We start from the raw sequence: 18206 nt of genomic DNA on the forward strand, positions 1-18206 counted from the left end.
GTGACGTTCTGCACGGGCCGCGGGCCATGGCCGCGACAAGCCTCTTTCGCCTCACGCACGACCATGGCGCCTGGCGGCGGTCCCGCGGACCGCGCCGGCGGCCCGGCTCACACGCCGGAGGAAACCTCGGCCTTTTCGTGGGACCCCATGTGCTTTCCCTCGGCTGCCAGCCGCTTGTTGCGGCGCACGGAGGACCAGAAGGACCAGGCGATGAGCAGGACGCCGACGAGGCCGGTGATGACCTCGTGGATCTCGTACTGGATGGTGACGAGCAGGATCACGGCGAGGGCGCCGATCGCGTAGTGCGCGCCGTGCTCCAGGTAGACGTAGTCGTCCAGGGTGCCCTGGCGGACCAGGTAGACCGTGAGCGACCGGACGTACATGGCGCCGATGCCGAGGCCGAGGGCCATCAGCACGATGTCGTTGGTGATGGCGAAGGCGCCGATGACACCGTCGAAGGAGAAGGAGGCGTCGAGGACCTCAAGGTAGAGGAACATGAAGAACGCGGCCTTGCCGGCCATGGCGACGGCCGAGACGGGCTTGCCGCTCTTCTTGGCCGCTTCCTCCGCCTCGTGCTCGGCCTCTTCCTCCTCTTCGAGCTTGTTCTCGAAGTAGCCGGAGAGACCGCCGACGATCATGTAGGTGATCAGGCCGAGGACGCCGGAGACCAGGACGGTCTGCGCCTTGTCCACGTGGAGGCCGCCGTGCTGGTGGGCGTTGGCGCCGACGGTCATCGAGGCGATGACCAGGACGATCAGCGCGATGCACGCGGACAGCATGTCGATCTTGCCGAGCTTGGCGAGCGGGCGCTCCAGCCAGGCGAGCCACTTGATGTCGCGGTCCTCGAAGACGAAGTCGAGGAAGATCATCAGCAGGAACATGCCGCCGAAGGCGGCGATGGACGGGTGGGCGTCCGTCACCAGCTGCTTGTACATGTCCTTGTCGGTCATCGCCAGGTCGACGGCCTCGATGGGCCCGATCTTGGCGCTGATCGCCACGATGACGACGGGGAAGACCAGGCGCATGCCGAACACCGCGATGAGCACGCCGACCGTGAGGAAGATCTTCTGCCAGAAGGCATTCATCTTCTTCAGGATCCCGGCGTTGACCACCGCGTTGTCGAAGGACACCGAGATCTCAAGAATGGACAGGATCGCCACGATCCCGAAGCCGGCCCATCCCCCGTATAACACTGCCGCTACCAGGCCGAGCGCCGTCACCGCGAACGACCAGCCGAACGTCTTCAGAAGCACTGGTTACCCAATCGTTTTGCGCGGGGCTCCCCCGCACCGTACGTGGCTTTACGAAGCATTGACCCTGAAGTCTAGAGCGATGCCCCACAGACCTGACGCATACCGGCCAACGGCGCGGGGCGTGCACACCCTTGTGGACGGCCCCTCTGGAGCGGCAGGTGCTGGGGCGCGAGAGGTTCCACGCCCAGCAGCACCCCTGGTCCCGTGAAACGGGCGACTCATGCCGACGGCCGGTTCCCGACGTCACGCGATCACGTTTCACACCAAGGTCAGCGGTGGTCCGCCAGGTGCGACGTGTCGTTGAGGAATTTCAGTGACGCAGTCCCATCCCCGTAATAGGCCACGGCCGACAGTGAGGCCGCCGACAGGTCCATTCGGAACAGCGACGCGGGCGGCGCACCCAGCGCGAGCCGAACCAGCGTTCGCAACACCCCGACATGCGAAACGACCAACACTGTCTGCCCCTGGTACCCAGCCAGGAGCCGGTCCCGCGAGTGCGCGGCCCGGCGGGCAACCGCGGTGAACGTCTCCCCGGTTTCGCCCGGCACCGCCTCCGGGGAAGCGAGCCACGCGGCCAGCTCGTCCGGGTGGCGCTCGCGCACCTCGGCGAACGTGAGTCCCTCCCAGACACCGAAGTCCGCTTCGGTGAGCCCTTGGTCGACGTGGACCTCCAGGCCCAGCCGTCGTGCCGCCGCCTCGGCCGTCTGCCGGGCCCGGCGCAGCGGTGAGGACACCACCGCCTGCACCGCGCCGCGTGCCACCAGTGCCTTCCCGGCCGCCTCGGCCTGCCGTCGCCCGGTCTCCGACAACGCCGGATCCGAGCCGCCGCTGCCGGATATCCGCTTCTCCGGCGTCAATGCCGTCTCACCGTGGCGTAGCAGCACAAGGGTTGTGGAGCTGCCCTGGGCGGCGAGCGCGAGGTTCGCGCCGGCTGCTCCACGACTGGTTGCCGGGCCGACACGCATCGGGTACCCCCTTTCGATCACAGCCCCCGTCGTCGTCGGCGGCATGGCGGCGGAGTGTGCTGTTCAGCGAAGCGCGGCGATGACCGGCGCGAAGCTCTCCATGTTGTATTCCATGATCGTGAAGTAGGTGAAGCCGTAGCGTTCTCGGCGTTCCTTGATCTGTTGGGCCATATCCGCGGGGGTTCCGATCAACACGCTGGGTACCTCTTCGGGGCTGTGCGCGGCGTCGGGTGGCAGCGGCACGAACCTGTCGGGCATCGAGGGGTGCTCGGATGGCGGAATCACCTGCTGCACCAGGAGATTCAGCTCCACGGCATCGGCGCGGTCACCGAGCAGGCCGCGCACATAGCTGAGTCTTTCTTCCATCTGCGCGATTCCAGCCAGATGGAGTTCATCACCGGTGGTGCTGGCCCAGCCTCCGGGAAAGGCGATGATGTCGGCGTGCGTGGCGGCCAGCCGCAGCAGCCGGTCGCCCCAGCCCGCAATCAGCAGTGGTGGCCCGGATGGCTGGGCTGGACGCGGCTGGTATTCAGCATCGTTGAACAGCCGTCGCAGCGTGGTGACCGTTCGTTCCACCTGTTCGACCCGCCTTCCGCCGCTGGGGAACGGAATCCCCGCGGCGTCGAACTCGGCCTTCACATAGCCTGCTCCGAGCCCGAGTTCCATACGACCGTCGATGAATTGGTCGGTGCTCGCCACGTCACGCGCGAGAAGAGCGGGGTTGTAGAACGGCGTGTTCAACACGAACGTGGTCAGCCGTACCCGTTCGGTCGCTTCAGCTGCGAGCACCATGGCGGGAAACGGTGCGGGGAATCCCAGGTGATCGGCCACTCCGACCACATCGAAACCGAGTTCCTCGGCTCTGCGACACTTCGCGCGCCACTCGTGCCGCGAACCGGGGACGAACATGTTGACACCGAAGCGTAAGGGGCGTTGGGAAGGCATTGTGCCTGTGTACCTTTCGTTCTCCCGTCATCCCGCCGAGCGGGACGGCCTGATCTCGGAGTTGTCCATTGAGGTCGGTCGGCGTCGAATCGTCTTGGTGCGCATGAGGAATTCGGCGAGGTAGCCGTCGTGCGGCAGTCCGTGCTCCATCCACGTCGTCGGATGGTCACCGACGTATACGTTGGCGATGGACGGCTCGGCCACCAATTCGTCGATCAGGTTCTCGTCGGCGGTGACGGCAGTGAGGACGAGGGTGTCGCGCAGCGGCCGGATCCCGGCCTCGCGGTCCCACGGAGCAACCCACACGCAGGGGAAGCCCAGTTCCATCCCGAGCTGTTCGGCGAACGGGCTGTCCAGCTGGTGCACCGCCGGCCTGAGCGCCGCGGAACCGTCTCCGAGATCGCCGACGATACTGTCACCGCCGAGCCACGCCTTGGTGCCCGCCGCGCGCTGCCGCAGATGCGCGTCCCATCGGCGGGCCGGATCGAGGGGCATCACGGGCAGGACCGCGCGTTCGTCCGTCGGGGGCAGGCTGGGCAGCGCGGCGAGGCGTTCGGCGATCGCCGCGGCCACGGGGGCGGGGTCGCCCTCGACCAGTACGCCGGTGGCGTTGACGCAACCGACACCCCCACCACCGCTGATCGACTCCACGAGGGTGTCGACGATCGGCTCCCACTCGGTTTCGGCGGTGATGAGTATCTTGGAGCGCCCGGGACCCTGCGGCAGAATGCGTCCATCGCCCGCGTACTTGGCCACGACATCCGCACCGCCGTACACCATTCCGAAGTCGGCGTGGCGGAGGATGCTGTCGGCCGCGTTGTGGTCGGTGGGCAGCAACGAGATTCCCTCGTCGGCGAAACCGGCCTCGCGCAGGGCAGTGACCAGCCGATGCGGAGTGAACGGCTCACGGCGGGAGGGACGCACGGCGACGCGATAGCCGAGCGCGAGGGCGTCGAACCAACCCTGGTGCACCGCGGGGTGATTGCCCGCCGCATGGACCGCGAACACCTCACCGCGCCGGGTCCACACCGCCGCACCGCCCTCGGCCCGCGGATCGCGCCACGAGGCGGCCGCGGCGACGGGCCGCGCGTTCTCTACGCTCTGCCGGATCCGCTCGGCGGCCCGCGAGATCTCGTCGGTGGCATTCCGCACCACCGTGATCGGTATCCCGGTGACCGCGCTGACGGTGCGCTGGTATTCCTCCGGCGTCAGTCCTCCGATCGACTGCGTGGCGAAGGCTCGGCCCGCCTGTGCGAACGCCGCGATCCGTGCGTCGACGGGTAGCGCCGGCGCTCGGCGCATGGCCCTTATCGCGCGGGTGATGTAGAGCGGGGGCGCGAGACTCAGTGTCGCGACCTGGTTTCCGGCAAGATCTTGGATGGTCTCCTGGCGGCGGGACCGATAGGGGCCGCCGGGGCCGAGAGCGTCCAGGGGCAACATCAGTACACGCCCTCGATCACCTTCGTGTCGCCGAAGGACGCCACGGGTGCGACGTCGGCTACCGCATCACCGAAGCCGCCGTCCAACGGTGCGATCCGGGTTGCGTAGTCCCGCTCGATGTTGTTGACCAGCAGGGCCGTTCGGCTCATGTGATGCACGACTATCTGCCCGCGCTCGCCGTACGGAACAACCTGGCCGGTGTCGGGGTCGATCACCCGGAACGTGGTGTACGGGGCGAAGGAGTCGAACACACACGGCTCGTCGTCACGGAGGCCGGGTCGCTCCACCGATGTCCCCAGCATCATCGTGCCGCCGTACCCGCCGACCATCTTGGCGTTCACGAACACCTCGTCGCGCAGCAGATCCCGGGTGTCGGCGTCCAGATGTGTACCGCCCCAGATGATCGCGCGGACCTTCCGGTTCACCAGCTCGACCAGATCATCGTGCTGCGCGAGGCGCTCCAGCATCGGCGGGGTGCCGAAGAGTACGCCTACGTCCTGACCGGCCAGGATGTAGGCGACCTGTTCGATGATGTGATCGGTGTATGCCTCGGCCATGTCCGTCCGGCCCTGCGCGAGCATCTTCTTCACCCATCGCGGGTCCAGATCGATGCTGAAGTTCAGCCCACCCCGAGCCATCGCGGTGTCGACCGCCATCGCTCCGACGTTGTGCGGGCCGCTGGGAACCGCACTGACCCAGTCGACGTTCCGAGGTACGCCGTGAGCATCCAGCCGCTCGCTGAACCATGCGACGCTGCCCCGCTGCCACTCCGCGGCGTACGCAACTCGCTTGGGCTGCCCAGTGGTACCGCCGCTTTCGTAAACGGCCACCCCGTGCTCGTCGCCGTAGCCACGGGGGATCAGGTCACGGATGCCGACATCGCGCAGCTCGTCCACCACATTGGGAAACAAACCGAGATCGTCGAAATCCCGGACATCGGTCAGCGGATCGAACTCGAGGTCCTTGGCCCGATTCAACCAGAACGGTGACCCGGTCTCCGGACTGAAGTGCCACCGCATCATCTCCCGGACGAATTCACCGCCAGTGTGCTCGACCATGGTCTTCCTCTCAGGGTAGTTGAACAGATACCTGGAAACTGCGCGTTGGTCCGGTCGCCGGTCTCACCGAGCGGTGCCTCGCGCAGGGCCGCGACGCCGGCCCACCCGGTGCCGCGGCCCATTCCTGCGCTTCTTCTACGGCCTCGCAGTGCTCACGGTCCGCGCCCGCCTCTTCCTATCCGGTCTCGGCCGAACCACTGGGGCAACGGGCGGTGGAGAGGCCTGCCGTGTCGATCCAGGATTCCTTGCCGAGCACGAGGTCTCGGACGATCTCCCCGGCGGCAGGTGCCTGGCACAGTCCCTGACCGGAGAATCCGGCCGCGTAGAAGAACCGGCGGGAGTGGTCGCGCCCGATGAAGGCCATCCCGTCCGGACTGACGTCGAGGTCTCCGCTCCACCCGTGTCCGAGGCGGCTGCCGTCGAGGGCCGGGAAGGTCGTGCCGAGGTGGTGTGACACCCTTTGCAGCCATGCCTGTCGGCTTTCGCCGGGAGCGGGGCGGCCCATCCCGACGAGAATGCGCTCCCCCCAGCTTCGGATGCGCAGGCTTGACGGGTGCATGGTCATCGGCAGAGCGTTGCGCGGGACACCGCCGGCGGTGTCGGCCAGGATCATTTCGACGGGGTACGTGGTCACAGGAACGCGCACGCCGGCCATGGCGGCGACCGTTCCCGCCCAGGGACCCGCCGCGCAGACGACGGTGTCGGCGCGGATGGTTCCCGCAGGCGTGTGGACCCGCCCGTCCGGGTCGATGCCGGTGACGGGTGTTCCCGTGTGCAGGACGGCGCCGGCCTGCCGGGCGGCTGTGGCGTAGCCGCGCACGATCGCGGCGGGGTCGCAGGCGTACGCCTCGGGCGACCAGGCTGCCGCTACGATGCTTCGCTCGTCGACCAGTGGGTTGAGTCGCGCTGCTTCGGCGGCGGTCACGAGTTCGACATCCACTCCGGCTGCCCGCTGGGCGGCTTGGGTGTGCCGGAACTCCTGCACCTGGTGTTCGTCGGTGAACAGCACGAGCAGGCCGATACGCTCCAGGGCGAGGTCGGTTCCGGTCCGTTCGGTGAGGTCGCGGTAGGCCGCCAGGCTGCGGACGGCAAGGCTGCTGATGAGTGCGTTGCCGGGAAAGTAGGTGCGCACGACGCCGGCGGTGGTCCCGGACGATCCCGATCCGAGCGCGCCACGCTCCAGCAGGACGGTACCGACGCCCGACTCGGCGAGCCGGCACGCTATCGAGGTGCCGATGACACCGCCGCCGATGACGACGGCATCGGCCCGTTCGGGGAGTTGGCTCACGGTCGGCGGGCCGACTCATCGGGGCGCAGCTGGCGCAGGTAGTCTCCGGAGTCCCACGGGTAGAGGTGCAGGTTCCAGCCGCCCAAGCAGTTGATGTAGAGGGCCAGCTGGCCCGCAACGCTCAGGAAGTCATCGCGATCGAGGCGGTCGAGGCAGTCCAGGAAGCGCTGGGTGAAGCTCCACAGCTGCTCCAGACCGCAGTAGCCCAGAAACTCGGCCGGAATGCCGACCAGCAGGCGCGCCATGTGACGCAGTGAGTCCATCGGCATGCCTTGGACCGCGGCCCGGACCAGACCACCGTAGGTGGCATACCCCAGCGGGCGGGTCTCACCGTTGACGAACAGCAGAGTGGGCAGCACCGTCTCGAAGCTTCCGGCCCCGGAAGGTATCAACCCCGCGTGGAGGTCGGCGAGTTCCTTCGGCTCGGACAGCCAAGCCCGTTCGGTCGCGGTGTACACCTCGTGGATGAGACGGTTCGCGTCGGGATCCGTGGCGGTCAGTTGCGGAATGCGGTGGCCGCCTCCGCTTCCCGCCTTGCGGACCTCCACCAGGATCGGCTTCTTCGTCGAATAGACCGAATCCCAGATCTCCTGCCCGGCCTCCAGCAGTGCCGGCAGGTCCTCTTGCCGGATCCGGCCCACCGGCGACGCCGGCATCGGTTCCGTCAGCGTGCCGTACTTGATGCCTAAATGCTGGAGCGCGGAGCAGAATACGGTCCCGTCAGGCGCATCACGTCGATCCGCTATCCGAGTGGACGCGGACAGATGTAGCAGGGACGGGATCGGTGCGGCGTGATAGAGGTGCGCTCCCGCCACCAGCGCGTGCCCCTGCAGGCTCTGGTAAGGCAACGCCTCCCACAGCGCATCTGCGAGTTCGGGGTTACGGCCGTCGAGTTCCGCGGTGACGGTGATGCCCAGGTCGGGCCAGGCAATCTCGATTTCCCGACCGGAAAACGATTCAGTCAAGGCTTTTCCTTCGTTCGGTTGACCTGTTTGGAAACTCCCTACCATCGCGATTCAACGTACCGGTGATCAAGTGCGGTCCCCCACCCCTGATCAACCCCCTATCGGGTTGACGTCCCACCCCAGCGCGCCTCGCCGTGACGGGCTCCGACCGGAGCCGCAAGCCGCATGAAGTCTCGATCGGGGCCGTTGACGGCTGCCACCTCCAGGTACAGCGCGCAGCGCTGCCCCGACTCACCGCCCGCAATCGGCCCTCACCAGGCAGGGAACGGCCTGTACACCCACCCCTACCACCCCTACGGGCACCGCTCGGGCCGTGCTCCGTCGCGGCTCGCGCTCTCCGGGAACCGTGCTGCTGCCTGACCGGATGCGGAGCGATTCAGTGGTCCGCCGGGCCCACCAGGCTCAGCTCCACCGGCAGGCCGAGGCGACTGCTCACTCCGAGTTTTCGGTACGTCTTGGTGAGATGCTGCTCCACCGTGCTCATCGTGATGAACAAGGTTCGACTTATCTCACGGTTGCTCCGCCCTTGTACCGCCAGAGCCGCGACCTTGCGCTCGGCTTCACTCAGCAAGGCGAACCTGTGGATGCCCTTCTGCAACGGTGTATCGCCCTGTTCTTCTGCGCCATCGGAATTTTGCAGCCTCCGGTAGAGCGCTACGGCCCCACACATCTTGGCCATCTGCTTCGCCTGATGTGCACTGAGTCTGAATTCAGATAAATTGCCGCACTCAAGCTCGGCATCACTCGAATCAGCAAGCGCCATGGCCAACTCAAGCCGGTCCCCGGATTCGAGCAGCACCTGCACCGCGTCTCTCAGCATGAAAGCTCGGGCTGGGTTCTTCAACGTCGCGGCCATGATCCGCAGGGAGTGGCCACGCACCCGCCTGTCGCCGGCGTTCGCCATTCTCAACTGATCATCGAGGACGGCTTTGGCGCTGAGTGAATCGTCGAGGCGTAACCAGGCCTCCGCCAGGCCACTCCGCCATGGGACGAAATTCGGAAGGTCGAGAACACTTCCGGCCAGAAAGCGACCGCACGTCTGAAAATCCGCCAATGCCGCATACGGGCGGTCGCTCTCGATGTAAAAACGTCCACGCGCATGCAGGAAGTGCAACCAGAATGGATTTCGGTGCACCTGGGGGAGCGCTTCCTTTATGAGCATCTCCGCTTCGTCCATCTTGCCCATGGCCGTGGTGGCGTGGACGAGACAGGAGAGCGGTAACCCCAGGGCTGCACCCCAGTTGTGCTGAGGCATCGCGGTCAGGGCTCGGCAAGAGTGTCGCTCGGCATCAGCCAAGTCACCCCTGCGTACCGCCACCAGCCCCTGTACAGCCGCGAGCACGGCCACCCACGCCACGGCCTGATGCGCTTCGGCCTCCGGCCCGAGCGCTTCGCACCAGCGTTGGGCGTCGTCCAGTCTGTTGTCAAAGGTGAGAACGAGCAGAGCAGACAGCACAGTTACCGGCAGAGCGTCAGCAATTCTGCAGCACTGCAGGACCTGTTCGGCACTCTTGACGAGGTCGCTCCACGACTCACACTCGGCTGTCGCCTCGGCGCAACGCGCCGTGGTGGCTTCATCGGCGCCGTCCGTTCCCTTGAGAGGCAGAGGCACGACCCATCGAATCCACTGACGCGCGAGCGTCAACTCGGCAGCGCCGGTCAGGTCGAACTCGTCCTCCTGGGCGCCAACCCGCTCAAGCACGATGGCCGCTTCGTCAGCCCGGCCTTGCCAGGCGAGGAAGGTGCTGAGCGCCACGATGCTGCGATCGGCCAGACTCCCGTCCTTGAGCAAGGCGGACAGCGGCTCCAGAAGTGAGGTCACCGCAGCCGGCTTGACCAGCCACAGGACCCGCGCCAGCTCCCCCATGACCTCGGCCCGCTCCCGAGCGTCACCACAGGCTTGCTGGGCAACCTCAAGAAACTCGGCCGCGCGACTCGGATTCCCTTCCCTCAGCACCTGCCAGGCCGCGTTGCGGAGGACGTCCACGGACCACCTTTCCGCGATGCCCCCTGCGGCAACCAGGCGTTCCGCAACCTCCGACGGCACCGCCCCATCGGAGTGGAGCAGCAGCGCGGTGCGCTCGTACAGCGCGGCGAGCTCCTCACCATCGAGCCCGCTCAACGCAGCGGCTCGGGCGGCCGGGTGGCAGAACCATCCGGAGCGGAGCAGTCCCGTTCCGGCAAGAGCGTTCAACGCCTCCACCACAGTCCGCCGCTCACTCTTGAGCAGCCGCACCAGCACGGCAGCCGATGCCGGAGCACCGAGGGCCGCCAAGCCGCGGGCCACGTCGAGAAGTTGAGGATCCCAGCGGTGCAGGCAAGCCTCGACAGCCACCTTGAAGTGATCCCCTGTGAGCACCTCATCCATCGCGGAAACCGACACGACGTCTCCGGAGCCACACTCGTCGAACCCGTGACCCTGATCCTGCAGCAGCGCTTGAAGGAGCAGTGGACTGCCACCTGTTGCCGCCAGGAAGGACGGAGCAAGCCGCTCCGCGCTCGCCTCGCCCAGGCGTCGCTGCCGCAGCCAATCGGTCACGCCGCAAAGAGAGAGCGGCTCCAGACTCAAGAGATGAAAGTACGGCTGCTTGATGAATTCAGCCAATACCAGTGGCGGCCTGGAGCTGAATATCCGCCACTCGGAGAACACAGCTACGACAGGACTCGATGCGAGTCGGCGCAGCACCCGGAAGAGAACTTGCAAACTGGCCGGATCCGCATACTGCGCATCGTCGACAGCCAGCACCAAAGGTCGTCCATCAGCAGCATCGAGGAGAATTGCTGTCAGCTCGTCCACTGCGCAGGCACTCAGCGAAAAGTCCCGGGAGCCTGATTCCTGTGAAGCCAGGAGACGCTCGATCCGCTCCCCCGTCTCAGCACTCAGCTCAATACAGCGGAATAACTGTGCCAACACGTCTAAGCAGTGGGCTTGCCCGGAACGGGCCCCCGACGCACTCAACACCAAGGCGCCGATGTTCTTTGCGTACCCGGAGAAGCCGGACAAGAGTTCCGTTTTCCCCACACCGCCCGGGCCCGTTACGAGGGCAACCGTTCGGCCGTCCGTCATGCATTCGTTCAGCATTCTCTTCAGGGTTTGAAGCTCGACACGCCGCTCAACCGCGATCATTAAACAGCCCCCGTTTTGCTTTACACCCAAACCACTTAGTTGCATCTTCAACGTAACTTCAGCCCGGGCGGGCAGTCAAGATCCCCCCATCCGTACACCCTGGTAATCCAGGTCTCGTCGACGGGTGGGCGAAGGAGCCCAACGCGGTTGACCACGCGGAAATTCCGGGCGACCGATGCGGCCTCGTACGGCCGGGGCGGCGACGAGCCGGCGGAGACAAGCCCGTGCGCCCCGCAGGTCGGAAGTGACCTGCGGGGGGTGTCCATACCGATGAGCAGGGCCGGGCCCGCTTGACGGCGTCGCCGCCCTGCCCCGGATCCATCCGGTTCAGTGCGCGGAAGGTGTCGCCTCCTGCTCCTCTGCGACCATGCCCAGTTCCCGCATGCGTGCGATGGTCCGGTCGTGCCGTTCGTCCCCGAGGCCCGTGGCCAGCCAGGCCGGCGCGTACCGCGGGTACCTTGCCGGGTCGTACGGGACGTCCAGCTCGGATTCGTCGACGGCGGCCATCTGCCGGCGGAAGCGCTCGGTCTCCTCCGGGGTCTCCGGGTCCCTGACGTAGCTGACCGTCCACTGGTGGCGGTCGATGCCGCCGAGTGTCGCGTGCCAGAGGTGCCAGTCGAAGGCCACGACGTCGCCCGGCCGGGTCTCCAGCACCTGGAGGGGGAGCCCGGCGAGCTGGCGGCGCATGCGCTTGCCGTCCCACTCACCCGCCCAGACGCCGGACTCGCGGTGCCATGCGGCCAGTACGGCGCTGTAGTCGGCGTGGTGGGAGCCGGGCAGCACCCGGAGCGCACCTGTGTCGCCCGTCACGTGCTCCAGGTACATGATGAGCTTGATGCCGGACATCCCGGGGACCGCGTCCTTGTGCAGCGGGGCCTCCCGGTAGAAGAGGACGCTTTCCGCGAAGGTCGGCAGTACGTTCCCGGCGAGTTGCCCGGCCGTGTCGAGGAACCGGGGGTCCTCCAGCAGGGACAGGCTGAGCGGCGTCCGGTCCGGCGTCATCATGGGCAGGTAGCGGCCGGGGATGCCGCCCCCGTCGGTCCGCTCGTCGGTGGCGAAGGCGTCGGCGTGGGCCCGTCGGACCTCCTCCGTCAGGCGTCCGGTCTCGTCGTCGTTCAGGAGTCGCGGCAGCACGACGTAGCCGAAGTTGCGGTAGTGCTCGATCTGCTCCTGGGAGAGTGGCATCGGGGGATTTTCCTTCCTTGCCGGCTTACGCCGTCGGTCCTTGGGGGCTGTCGGGGAGCAGCGCGGCCCGGGCGGTGCGGACGGCCTTGTCCTCCGCCGGGTCCAGCGCGCGGTCGTCTTCGTCCGCCCAGCGCGCCCAGACGGAATCCTCGGGTGTGGTGAAGCCCGCGTTCTGGCGCAGGTCGAAGGTGTCGTCGCGGCCCAGCAGCCGCAGGGCCCGCCGGTCGCCGGTGCGGCGCGCGGTACGGGCGAGGGCGGTGCAGTTGGGGCCGGTGAAGGTGTCGTCCTGGCGCATCGCCGAGGTGTTGAATCCGATGCCGAGGAACTGCCGCTCCTCTGCCAGGACGCTGTGCGAGCCGGAGTGCAGCAGGTTGTGGTGGATGACGACGAGCTGGCCCGGCCGGGTGGCCAGCAGTCGCTCCTCGGGGTGGGGCCGGTCCAGCGCGTCGGGGGCGATCGTCACGGCGCGGCGGTGGGAGCCGGGGACGACGCGGAGGGGGCCCGCGTCGTCCGTCATGGGCTGGAGGTAGAGGAAGCAGATCATCAGCAGGGGGTGGGCGTAGCCGCCCTGCGGGAAGGAGCCGAAGCGGTCGCGGTGCCAGTGCACCGGCAGGCCGCGGAGTTCGGTCTCCATCGCCGGCGCCCCGAACAGCACGGTGCTGTCCAGTTGGACCCGGGGGCCCATGACGGCTTCCGCGAACCGCAGCAGCCGGGGTCCGCTGACCACCGGCCAGACCTCCTGGGGATAGCGCTCCACCAGGTCGGTGACGAAGAGCGGCCGGTCGTCGGTGCCGTCGGTGAACTGGGTGTCGGCGACGGCCCGTTCGCGCAGCTTCCGGAAGCCGGCCACGTCCTGTTCGGTGAACAGGCCGTCGAGGACGATGTAGCCGTCTTCCCGGAAGGTGTCGGCGGCTCGTGCAACGTCCTCGGGACGGTCGAGCGGATGGGTGATCACGGGCTTTCCACACTCCTGTTGTCTTGTGCCGTCCCGGTCCGTTCGTCCGCCACCGCTTTCCGGTGGGCCGCCGCGCGCAGCGCCTGCGCCCAGAGCGTGTACATCCGGTTCTCCCATTCGCGGGCGATGCCGAAGAGTCGGTTGGCGTGCATGTGCGCGAGGCTCGCGTGGATCTCACGCGGGGGCTGCCACAGTTCCCCGGCCCGGTGCAGCCGGTCCGCCGTGCCGGCGGCTGCGGGCAGCAGGTCGGCATACGGGCGGAGGAGGTCCGGCGGCGGGGCGTCTTCCCGGGGCTGGGCGGGCGCGGGGTGGTCCGCCGCGGTGATCCGCAGGCCGAGCCGGCGGACGAGGCCGCGGACGGTGGCGTCCGCGCGGTGGCCCTCGCTCAGGTCGGCTGCCAGGGAGAGGCGTTCGGCGGGGTCGTGTCCCCAGTGGGCGAAGAAGCGGTCCAGGGTGAAGGCGGCTTCCATGAGGCGGTCCGGGCCGGGTTCCGCGCCCCGCGCGTCGCCGAGTACGGCCGCGCAGACCGTGCTGTCGGCGCCGAAGGCGCGCTCCATGGCGGCGAGCGCGGCCGGTCCGCCGTACCGTTCGGTCTCCGGCCGGTAGGTGTCGACCGCGACGGTGGGCAGCCCCTCGGCGTCGGCCGCCTCGCGGGCCCAGCGCAGGGCCCGGGTCAGGACGGCTTCCCCCGCCTCCGGGCTGACGCCGCGCAGCCGCAGGCGCAGGTGGTGGTCCGGATCGGCGTACCGAATCCAGAACCAGCGGTCCAGCAGGCCGTCGTCCTCAAGATTCCGGACCAGGCCGGGGACACGGCCGGACACCAGGCGTTCGAGCTGCTCCGGCGTGCCGTAGAGCTTGAGGTACGCCCAGTCGCCGCCGGGCAGGCACCGGCGGTCGGCTGGGGCGAGGACCCGGTCGGACCGGCGGGCCGGGACCTTGCCGGGGGTCGTCGCCTCCGTCGGCGCGTCCCCGGTGCGGAGGCTTCCCGTCGTCACCACCGGGACGACGACCTCGCAGAGGTAGGGCGCCCCGGCCTCGTCCCGCAGCCACAGGTGATCGAAGTCGGGCAGCATCTCCTGGACGACGACCCTTCGGCGTCCCTGTTCCCGGGCCCGGCGCAGCTGGGCGGCCAGTTCGGCGGCGAAGGCGGGCTGTTCCAGGTCCAGGAGCAGGCGGTTGTCGAATTCGAGCAGGTACACGTGGCGCGGCACGCGCCACTCCCGGCGCCAGCGCTGGACGCCGCGGAACCAGCGCTCGTCCGCGCTGCCCGAGCCCTCCGGGACCACCGTGGTGTCGGTGAGGTTCCACTGGGCGGCGCTCAGCACGATCCGGTCCCGGACCAGGCGCGGCAGGAACGGTGCCTTGCCGACGCCGCCCCAGTGGAAGACGGACGGCAGGGGGCGGGAGTCCTCCGCGATTTCGAGCAGGAACCGGCATACGTTCGGCGCCTGCATGAGGGTGAGCATGTGGCTTTGTCCGACGGCCAGTCGGCGGTCCAGCCGCCGGGAGCGGACGACGAACCGCCCGCCCTCCACTCCCACCGTGAGGTCGGACAGCGGCAGCACGCGGTCCGCGGGCACGGACGGTGCCACGTTGACGGCGATCTCGTAGGGCCGGACGACCGGGTGGAGGGCGACGTTCGCCGCGCGGCCCGCGCTGGGCAGGTAGCCGAGCTCGACCGGCAGGGCTCCCTCGGCGCGCGCCTCGGCCTCGTAGAGCTGCCGCAGGGCCGAGAGTTCGGCCTCGTCCAGCAGGTCGTGGAAGCGGCTGAGGGAGCGGCCGCCCGGTGCCAGGGGGGTGACGCCGAGGACGGCCCGCCAGTCGCCGCGGTCGAGGTGCTCCCGGCTGCGGGCGTGTAGTTGGATGAACACGTCGAGGGTGGACGGGGCGGGCGAGTCGGCGGGTGTCCAGCGGGTGAGCCGGGTGATCAGGTCGTCGGTCAGCTCGACCTCCGTCTTCCCGGAGTTGAGGGCGCCGCTGACGACGCGCAGCAGGATGTCGTCGCGCTCCTGTTCACGGGCGGGGGCCGGGGGGCTGGGGGGTCGCACGGGGCGGGGTTCGGTGTAGGTGGCGGGGGGTCCGAGCCCGGTTTCGGGCGACAGCAATTCCTCCACGGGCACCTGGGATCCGATGCCGTACCGCTCCAGGAAGGCGTCCCGGTAGGTCGACAGGTGGTCGTGGCCGTGCGGGAACCGGCCGAGGCGCAGCAGGATCTCGGCGGCGTCGGCGGCGGCCCGGGCCACGTCCCGGTGCAGGGTGCGGCCTTCGGTGGCGAGGCGTGCGTCGGCCTGTGCGGCAGGTGTGGTGGTGCACAGCGCGTGCTGGCTGCGGTGGAGGGCGCGCAGTGCGTCGTCGGCGTCCGCGGGCGCGGCCCGGTCGAGGTCGGCGGTGCGGGTGAGGACGTCGTCCAGGGCCGCGGTGAACGAGGCGCCGCCGGGGAGGCGGTCGACCGCGTCGCGCACGGTGCGGGTGGGGTCGGGGTCGGTGGGTGACGGGCGGAGGGCGCCCACGAGGAAGTGGCTTTCCCAGAGCTTGTCGAGGAGAGCGGCGATCCGTCGCGGACCGGCCTCGGGGAACTCGGTGGCGAGCTTGGCGTGGAGGTCGAAGAAGGCGATCGGTTCCTTCGCGTGGTCGAGGACGGCGGCGACCGGCCGGGAGATTCGGACGGTGGCCCGCCGGACGTCGCGCCGCCCGTAGACGTCGGCCTGCGGCAGGATGAGCCGGTCGTCCACGATGTGGCAGGCGCGGTTGACGTGGACGGGCAGGGCGGCGCGCAGTGTCTCGTCCTGTTCGACCTGTTCGATGACGCCGAGGAGCCAGCCGAAGTCGGCGCGGGTGCGGACGGTGGCGAGAGCGGTGGCGCCCAGGCGCTCGGTGCTGCTGTCGGCGAAGCGGCCGACGGAGACGCCCGCGAACGCCCCGAACGGGGTGGGGCGTGTGCTCATGCGTGTGATGTAGCGCAGCAGTGCGGCGCGTGTGCGGGCGCGGCGCCGCGTCTCCTGCGTGTCGGCGGGCGCATCGGACGGGTCCGACCCGGTGAGCCGGTGTGTGACGGCGTCGGCCAGGGACGGGCTGGCGAGCCGGAGGGCGAGCCGCACGGCGGGCAGGGCGGCCGTGCGGAGCAGGTCCGCCTCCCACGTGCGTACTTCGGTACCGGGCCGGGGGCCGGCCTTCGACAAGACGTCCGTGCTCAGTGCCGGGGCCCGCAGAACGTAGAACGGCGCGGGCTCGTACAGGGGCCGGCCCGGGGCCGCGGTGCGGACGGTCACGTGTGTTCTCTTCCTTCACCTTGGGTGGGGCGGCGCATCCTTCGAAGGCGTGTGCCGCTTCGGCGGTGCCGCTCCGTCAGTCGATGAGCAGGCTGCGGTCCCACAGCGGGGCCGTGTCGGTGACGGCGGCCAGCATGCTCAGCAGTACGCCGCAGACGCCGGTGAGGAAGCCGGGGTCGTCCAGATGGACTCCCGGGCGTTCCTCGTCGCGGTAGCCGAGGGGGGTGGACGGGTCGTACTCGGCGATCAGCCGTGCCAGGGCCGCGTCCGCCGCCGCACCGGCCCGGCCGCCGGGGTCGTCGGGGGCGAACAGGGTCCACAGCCGCAGCAGCCCGGCCGTGCCGTGGCAAAGACCCGGCGAGTCCCCGGCAGTGTGGTCGAGTTGGGGCCGGTGGTCGGCTGCGGCACGGCGCAGGGCATGCCGCATGAGGTCGTCCCGCCCCAGGGCGGTGCCGGTGTGCCAGAGGGCACGGGCGACGCCGAGGCCGCCGTAGCACCAGCCGGGGCGGCCGGGCGGCTGCCCCGCGTCCGGCGCGGGGGCGGGGGCGGGGGCCGGGACGGTGGCGGGCCAGTCGGGCGCGCCGTCCGGGGCGGCGGGTTCCGCGCGGCGCGCGTACAACCAGTCGGCGGTATCGCCGAGGGCGCGGTCGAGGGCCGGTCCGCCGTGGCCGGCGCGGCGGGCGAGAGCGAGGGCGGCGAGCGGGCCGGCGATGCCGTGGGCGAGGCCGAGGTCGTAGTGGCCGCCGGGGTGTCCGTGGCCGTCGGCGTGCGCGGCGATCCGCCAGCGCGGCGCGTCCGGCGGACCGGCCAGCCGGACGAGGTGGTCGACGAGCACCGTGACGGCCTCCGTGACGGCCGGACCGGCGTCGGTGGCCGTGACGAGGTAGCCGAGCAGTCCGGCGGCGCCGTTGACCGCGTCGTAGTCGTGGTCCTGTACGCCGTCCTCGCCATGGCGCCAGGGGTGGTCCCGGACGCGTTCGGCCAGTGCGCGGTCGAGGGAGCGCCGGACCGTGCGGTAGCGCGGGTCCATGGCCTCGGCCGCGGCGAAGGTCAGGGCCACGCCGCCGAGGCCGCCGTGCATGCCCAGTCCGGCGACGGGCCGGGCCCGGGTGGCCTCGGCGAGGGTCTTCAGGTGGGTGCGGGCCGCGGCGTCCCAGCCCTCGCCGGGCAGGGCGCGGGCGAGTTCGGTCATCAGCAGGGCGACGCTGGGCAGGCCCGAGGACAGTGCGGTGGGCCAGAATTCGAAGCCGCCCGCCGACCGGCTCCGGGCCAGGTCCGCGTACCGGGGCGCTGCCTCCGGGTCATACAGCCGGCTCGCGGCCTCGCGCACGATCCCGAGGGCCGTGTCACGTGACGATGCGCGGACCGGGACGTCACGGCCGCAGCTGGTTGCGGGCACGACGGCCGGGACGTCCCGTTTCATCTCGACGCTCTCAGCCGTCAGCCCGCAAGCGCGGTCGGGTCGCCCTCAGGGCTCTCGTTGCCCGAACAGCACTTGGTCCAACGGCAGCTGTACGGGTGGGTGCACCACCAAGCGGTGGGCTCGGTGTCCAGGGCGTCCGGCGACGCGATGTGAATGTCGAGGTCGAATTCACTGTCCAGGTCGATCAGCGTTGCTGATAACACGACGGATCACTCCTTTTCGGAACATCTCTGAAACGTCTTTCAAGACGCGATCAAAAAAGCTAAGTTGTGATCGAACGTGTGTCAACGAGCCTAATGTGCCGGGTGTGTCGAACACACGTGTTCGCGCCAC

Annotated in this window: 12 protein-coding genes and 1 pseudogene; all 13 read right to left on the reverse strand. The window is 69.2% G+C overall.

Translation table 11 applies throughout. The annotated features are described in order from the left end of the window. Positions 1-107 precede the first annotated feature (107 nt). The 13 genes and pseudogenes from ACQKM2_RS07060 to ACQKM2_RS07120 all read right to left on the reverse strand — a co-directional run bounded on the left by ACQKM2_RS07060 (position 108) and on the right by ACQKM2_RS07120 (position 18076). Positions 108-1253 (reverse strand): DUF475 domain-containing protein, encoded by a 1146-nt coding sequence (locus ACQKM2_RS07060; RefSeq protein WP_427707277.1) that lies wholly within the window; start codon positions 1251-1253, stop codon positions 108-110. 269 nt (positions 1254-1522) lie between these two features. After that, a pseudogene (locus ACQKM2_RS07065) lies at positions 1523-2155 on the reverse strand (histidine phosphatase family protein); the annotation flags it as partial. Between the two features lie 126 nt (positions 2156-2281). Beyond that, the gene (locus ACQKM2_RS07070) at positions 2282-3163 is read right to left on the reverse strand and encodes an LLM class F420-dependent oxidoreductase (RefSeq protein ID WP_427707278.1); all 882 of its coding nucleotides are present in this window, start codon (positions 3161-3163) and stop codon (positions 2282-2284) included. A 27-nt stretch (positions 3164-3190) separates the two neighbouring features. Beyond that, complete coding sequence (locus tag ACQKM2_RS07075; protein ID WP_427707279.1) at positions 3191-4603, reverse strand: aldehyde dehydrogenase family protein; 1413 nt, start codon at positions 4601-4603, stop codon at positions 3191-3193. Beyond that, entirely contained in the window at positions 4603-5661 is a 1059-nt protein-coding gene (locus tag ACQKM2_RS07080; RefSeq protein WP_427707280.1) for an AMP-binding protein, read from the reverse strand. The genes ACQKM2_RS07075 and ACQKM2_RS07080 overlap by 1 nt, the downstream gene beginning before the upstream one ends. A 175-nt stretch (positions 5662-5836) precedes the next feature. Continuing rightward, a complete protein-coding gene (locus ACQKM2_RS07085) occupies positions 5837-6949 on the reverse strand; it encodes an NAD(P)/FAD-dependent oxidoreductase (protein WP_427707281.1) in 1113 nt (370 codons plus the stop codon). After that, positions 6946-7914 carry a hypothetical protein gene (locus ACQKM2_RS07090; RefSeq protein ID WP_427707282.1) on the reverse strand — a complete coding sequence of 323 codons (969 nt, stop codon included), beginning with the start codon at positions 7912-7914 and terminating at the stop codon, positions 6946-6948. The genes ACQKM2_RS07085 and ACQKM2_RS07090 overlap by 4 nt, the downstream gene beginning before the upstream one ends. A 376-nt stretch (positions 7915-8290) precedes the next feature. Further along, positions 8291-11041: an AAA family ATPase gene (locus ACQKM2_RS07095; protein ID WP_427707283.1), complete on the reverse strand. Its 2751-nt coding sequence runs from the start codon at positions 11039-11041 to the stop codon at positions 8291-8293. 327 nt (positions 11042-11368) lie between these two features. Further along, entirely contained in the window at positions 11369-12226 is an 858-nt protein-coding gene (locus ACQKM2_RS07100) for a phytanoyl-CoA dioxygenase family protein (protein WP_427707285.1), read from the reverse strand. A 25-nt stretch (positions 12227-12251) separates the two neighbouring features. Next, on the reverse strand, positions 12252-13181 hold the full coding sequence (locus tag ACQKM2_RS07105) for a phytanoyl-CoA dioxygenase family protein (protein ID WP_427707286.1): 930 nt from the start codon (positions 13179-13181) through the stop codon (positions 12252-12254). Next, on the reverse strand, positions 13178-16450 hold the full coding sequence (locus ACQKM2_RS07110) for a lantibiotic dehydratase (protein WP_427707287.1): 3273 nt from the start codon (positions 16448-16450) through the stop codon (positions 13178-13180). The genes ACQKM2_RS07105 and ACQKM2_RS07110 overlap by 4 nt, the downstream gene beginning before the upstream one ends. 76 nt (positions 16451-16526) lie before the next feature. After that, a complete protein-coding gene (locus tag ACQKM2_RS07115; RefSeq protein WP_427707288.1) occupies positions 16527-17873 on the reverse strand; it encodes a lanthionine synthetase C family protein in 1347 nt (448 codons plus the stop codon). A gap of 17 nt (positions 17874-17890) precedes the next feature. Next, positions 17891-18076: a hypothetical protein gene (locus tag ACQKM2_RS07120; protein WP_427707290.1), complete on the reverse strand. Its 186-nt coding sequence runs from the start codon at positions 18074-18076 to the stop codon at positions 17891-17893. Positions 18077-18206: the final 130 nt, after the last annotated feature.

The sequence above is a fragment of the Streptomyces sp. NPDC004126 genome (genome assembly GCF_050275515.1).
Taxonomy (GTDB): Bacteria; Actinomycetota; Actinomycetes; order Streptomycetales; family Streptomycetaceae; genus Streptomyces.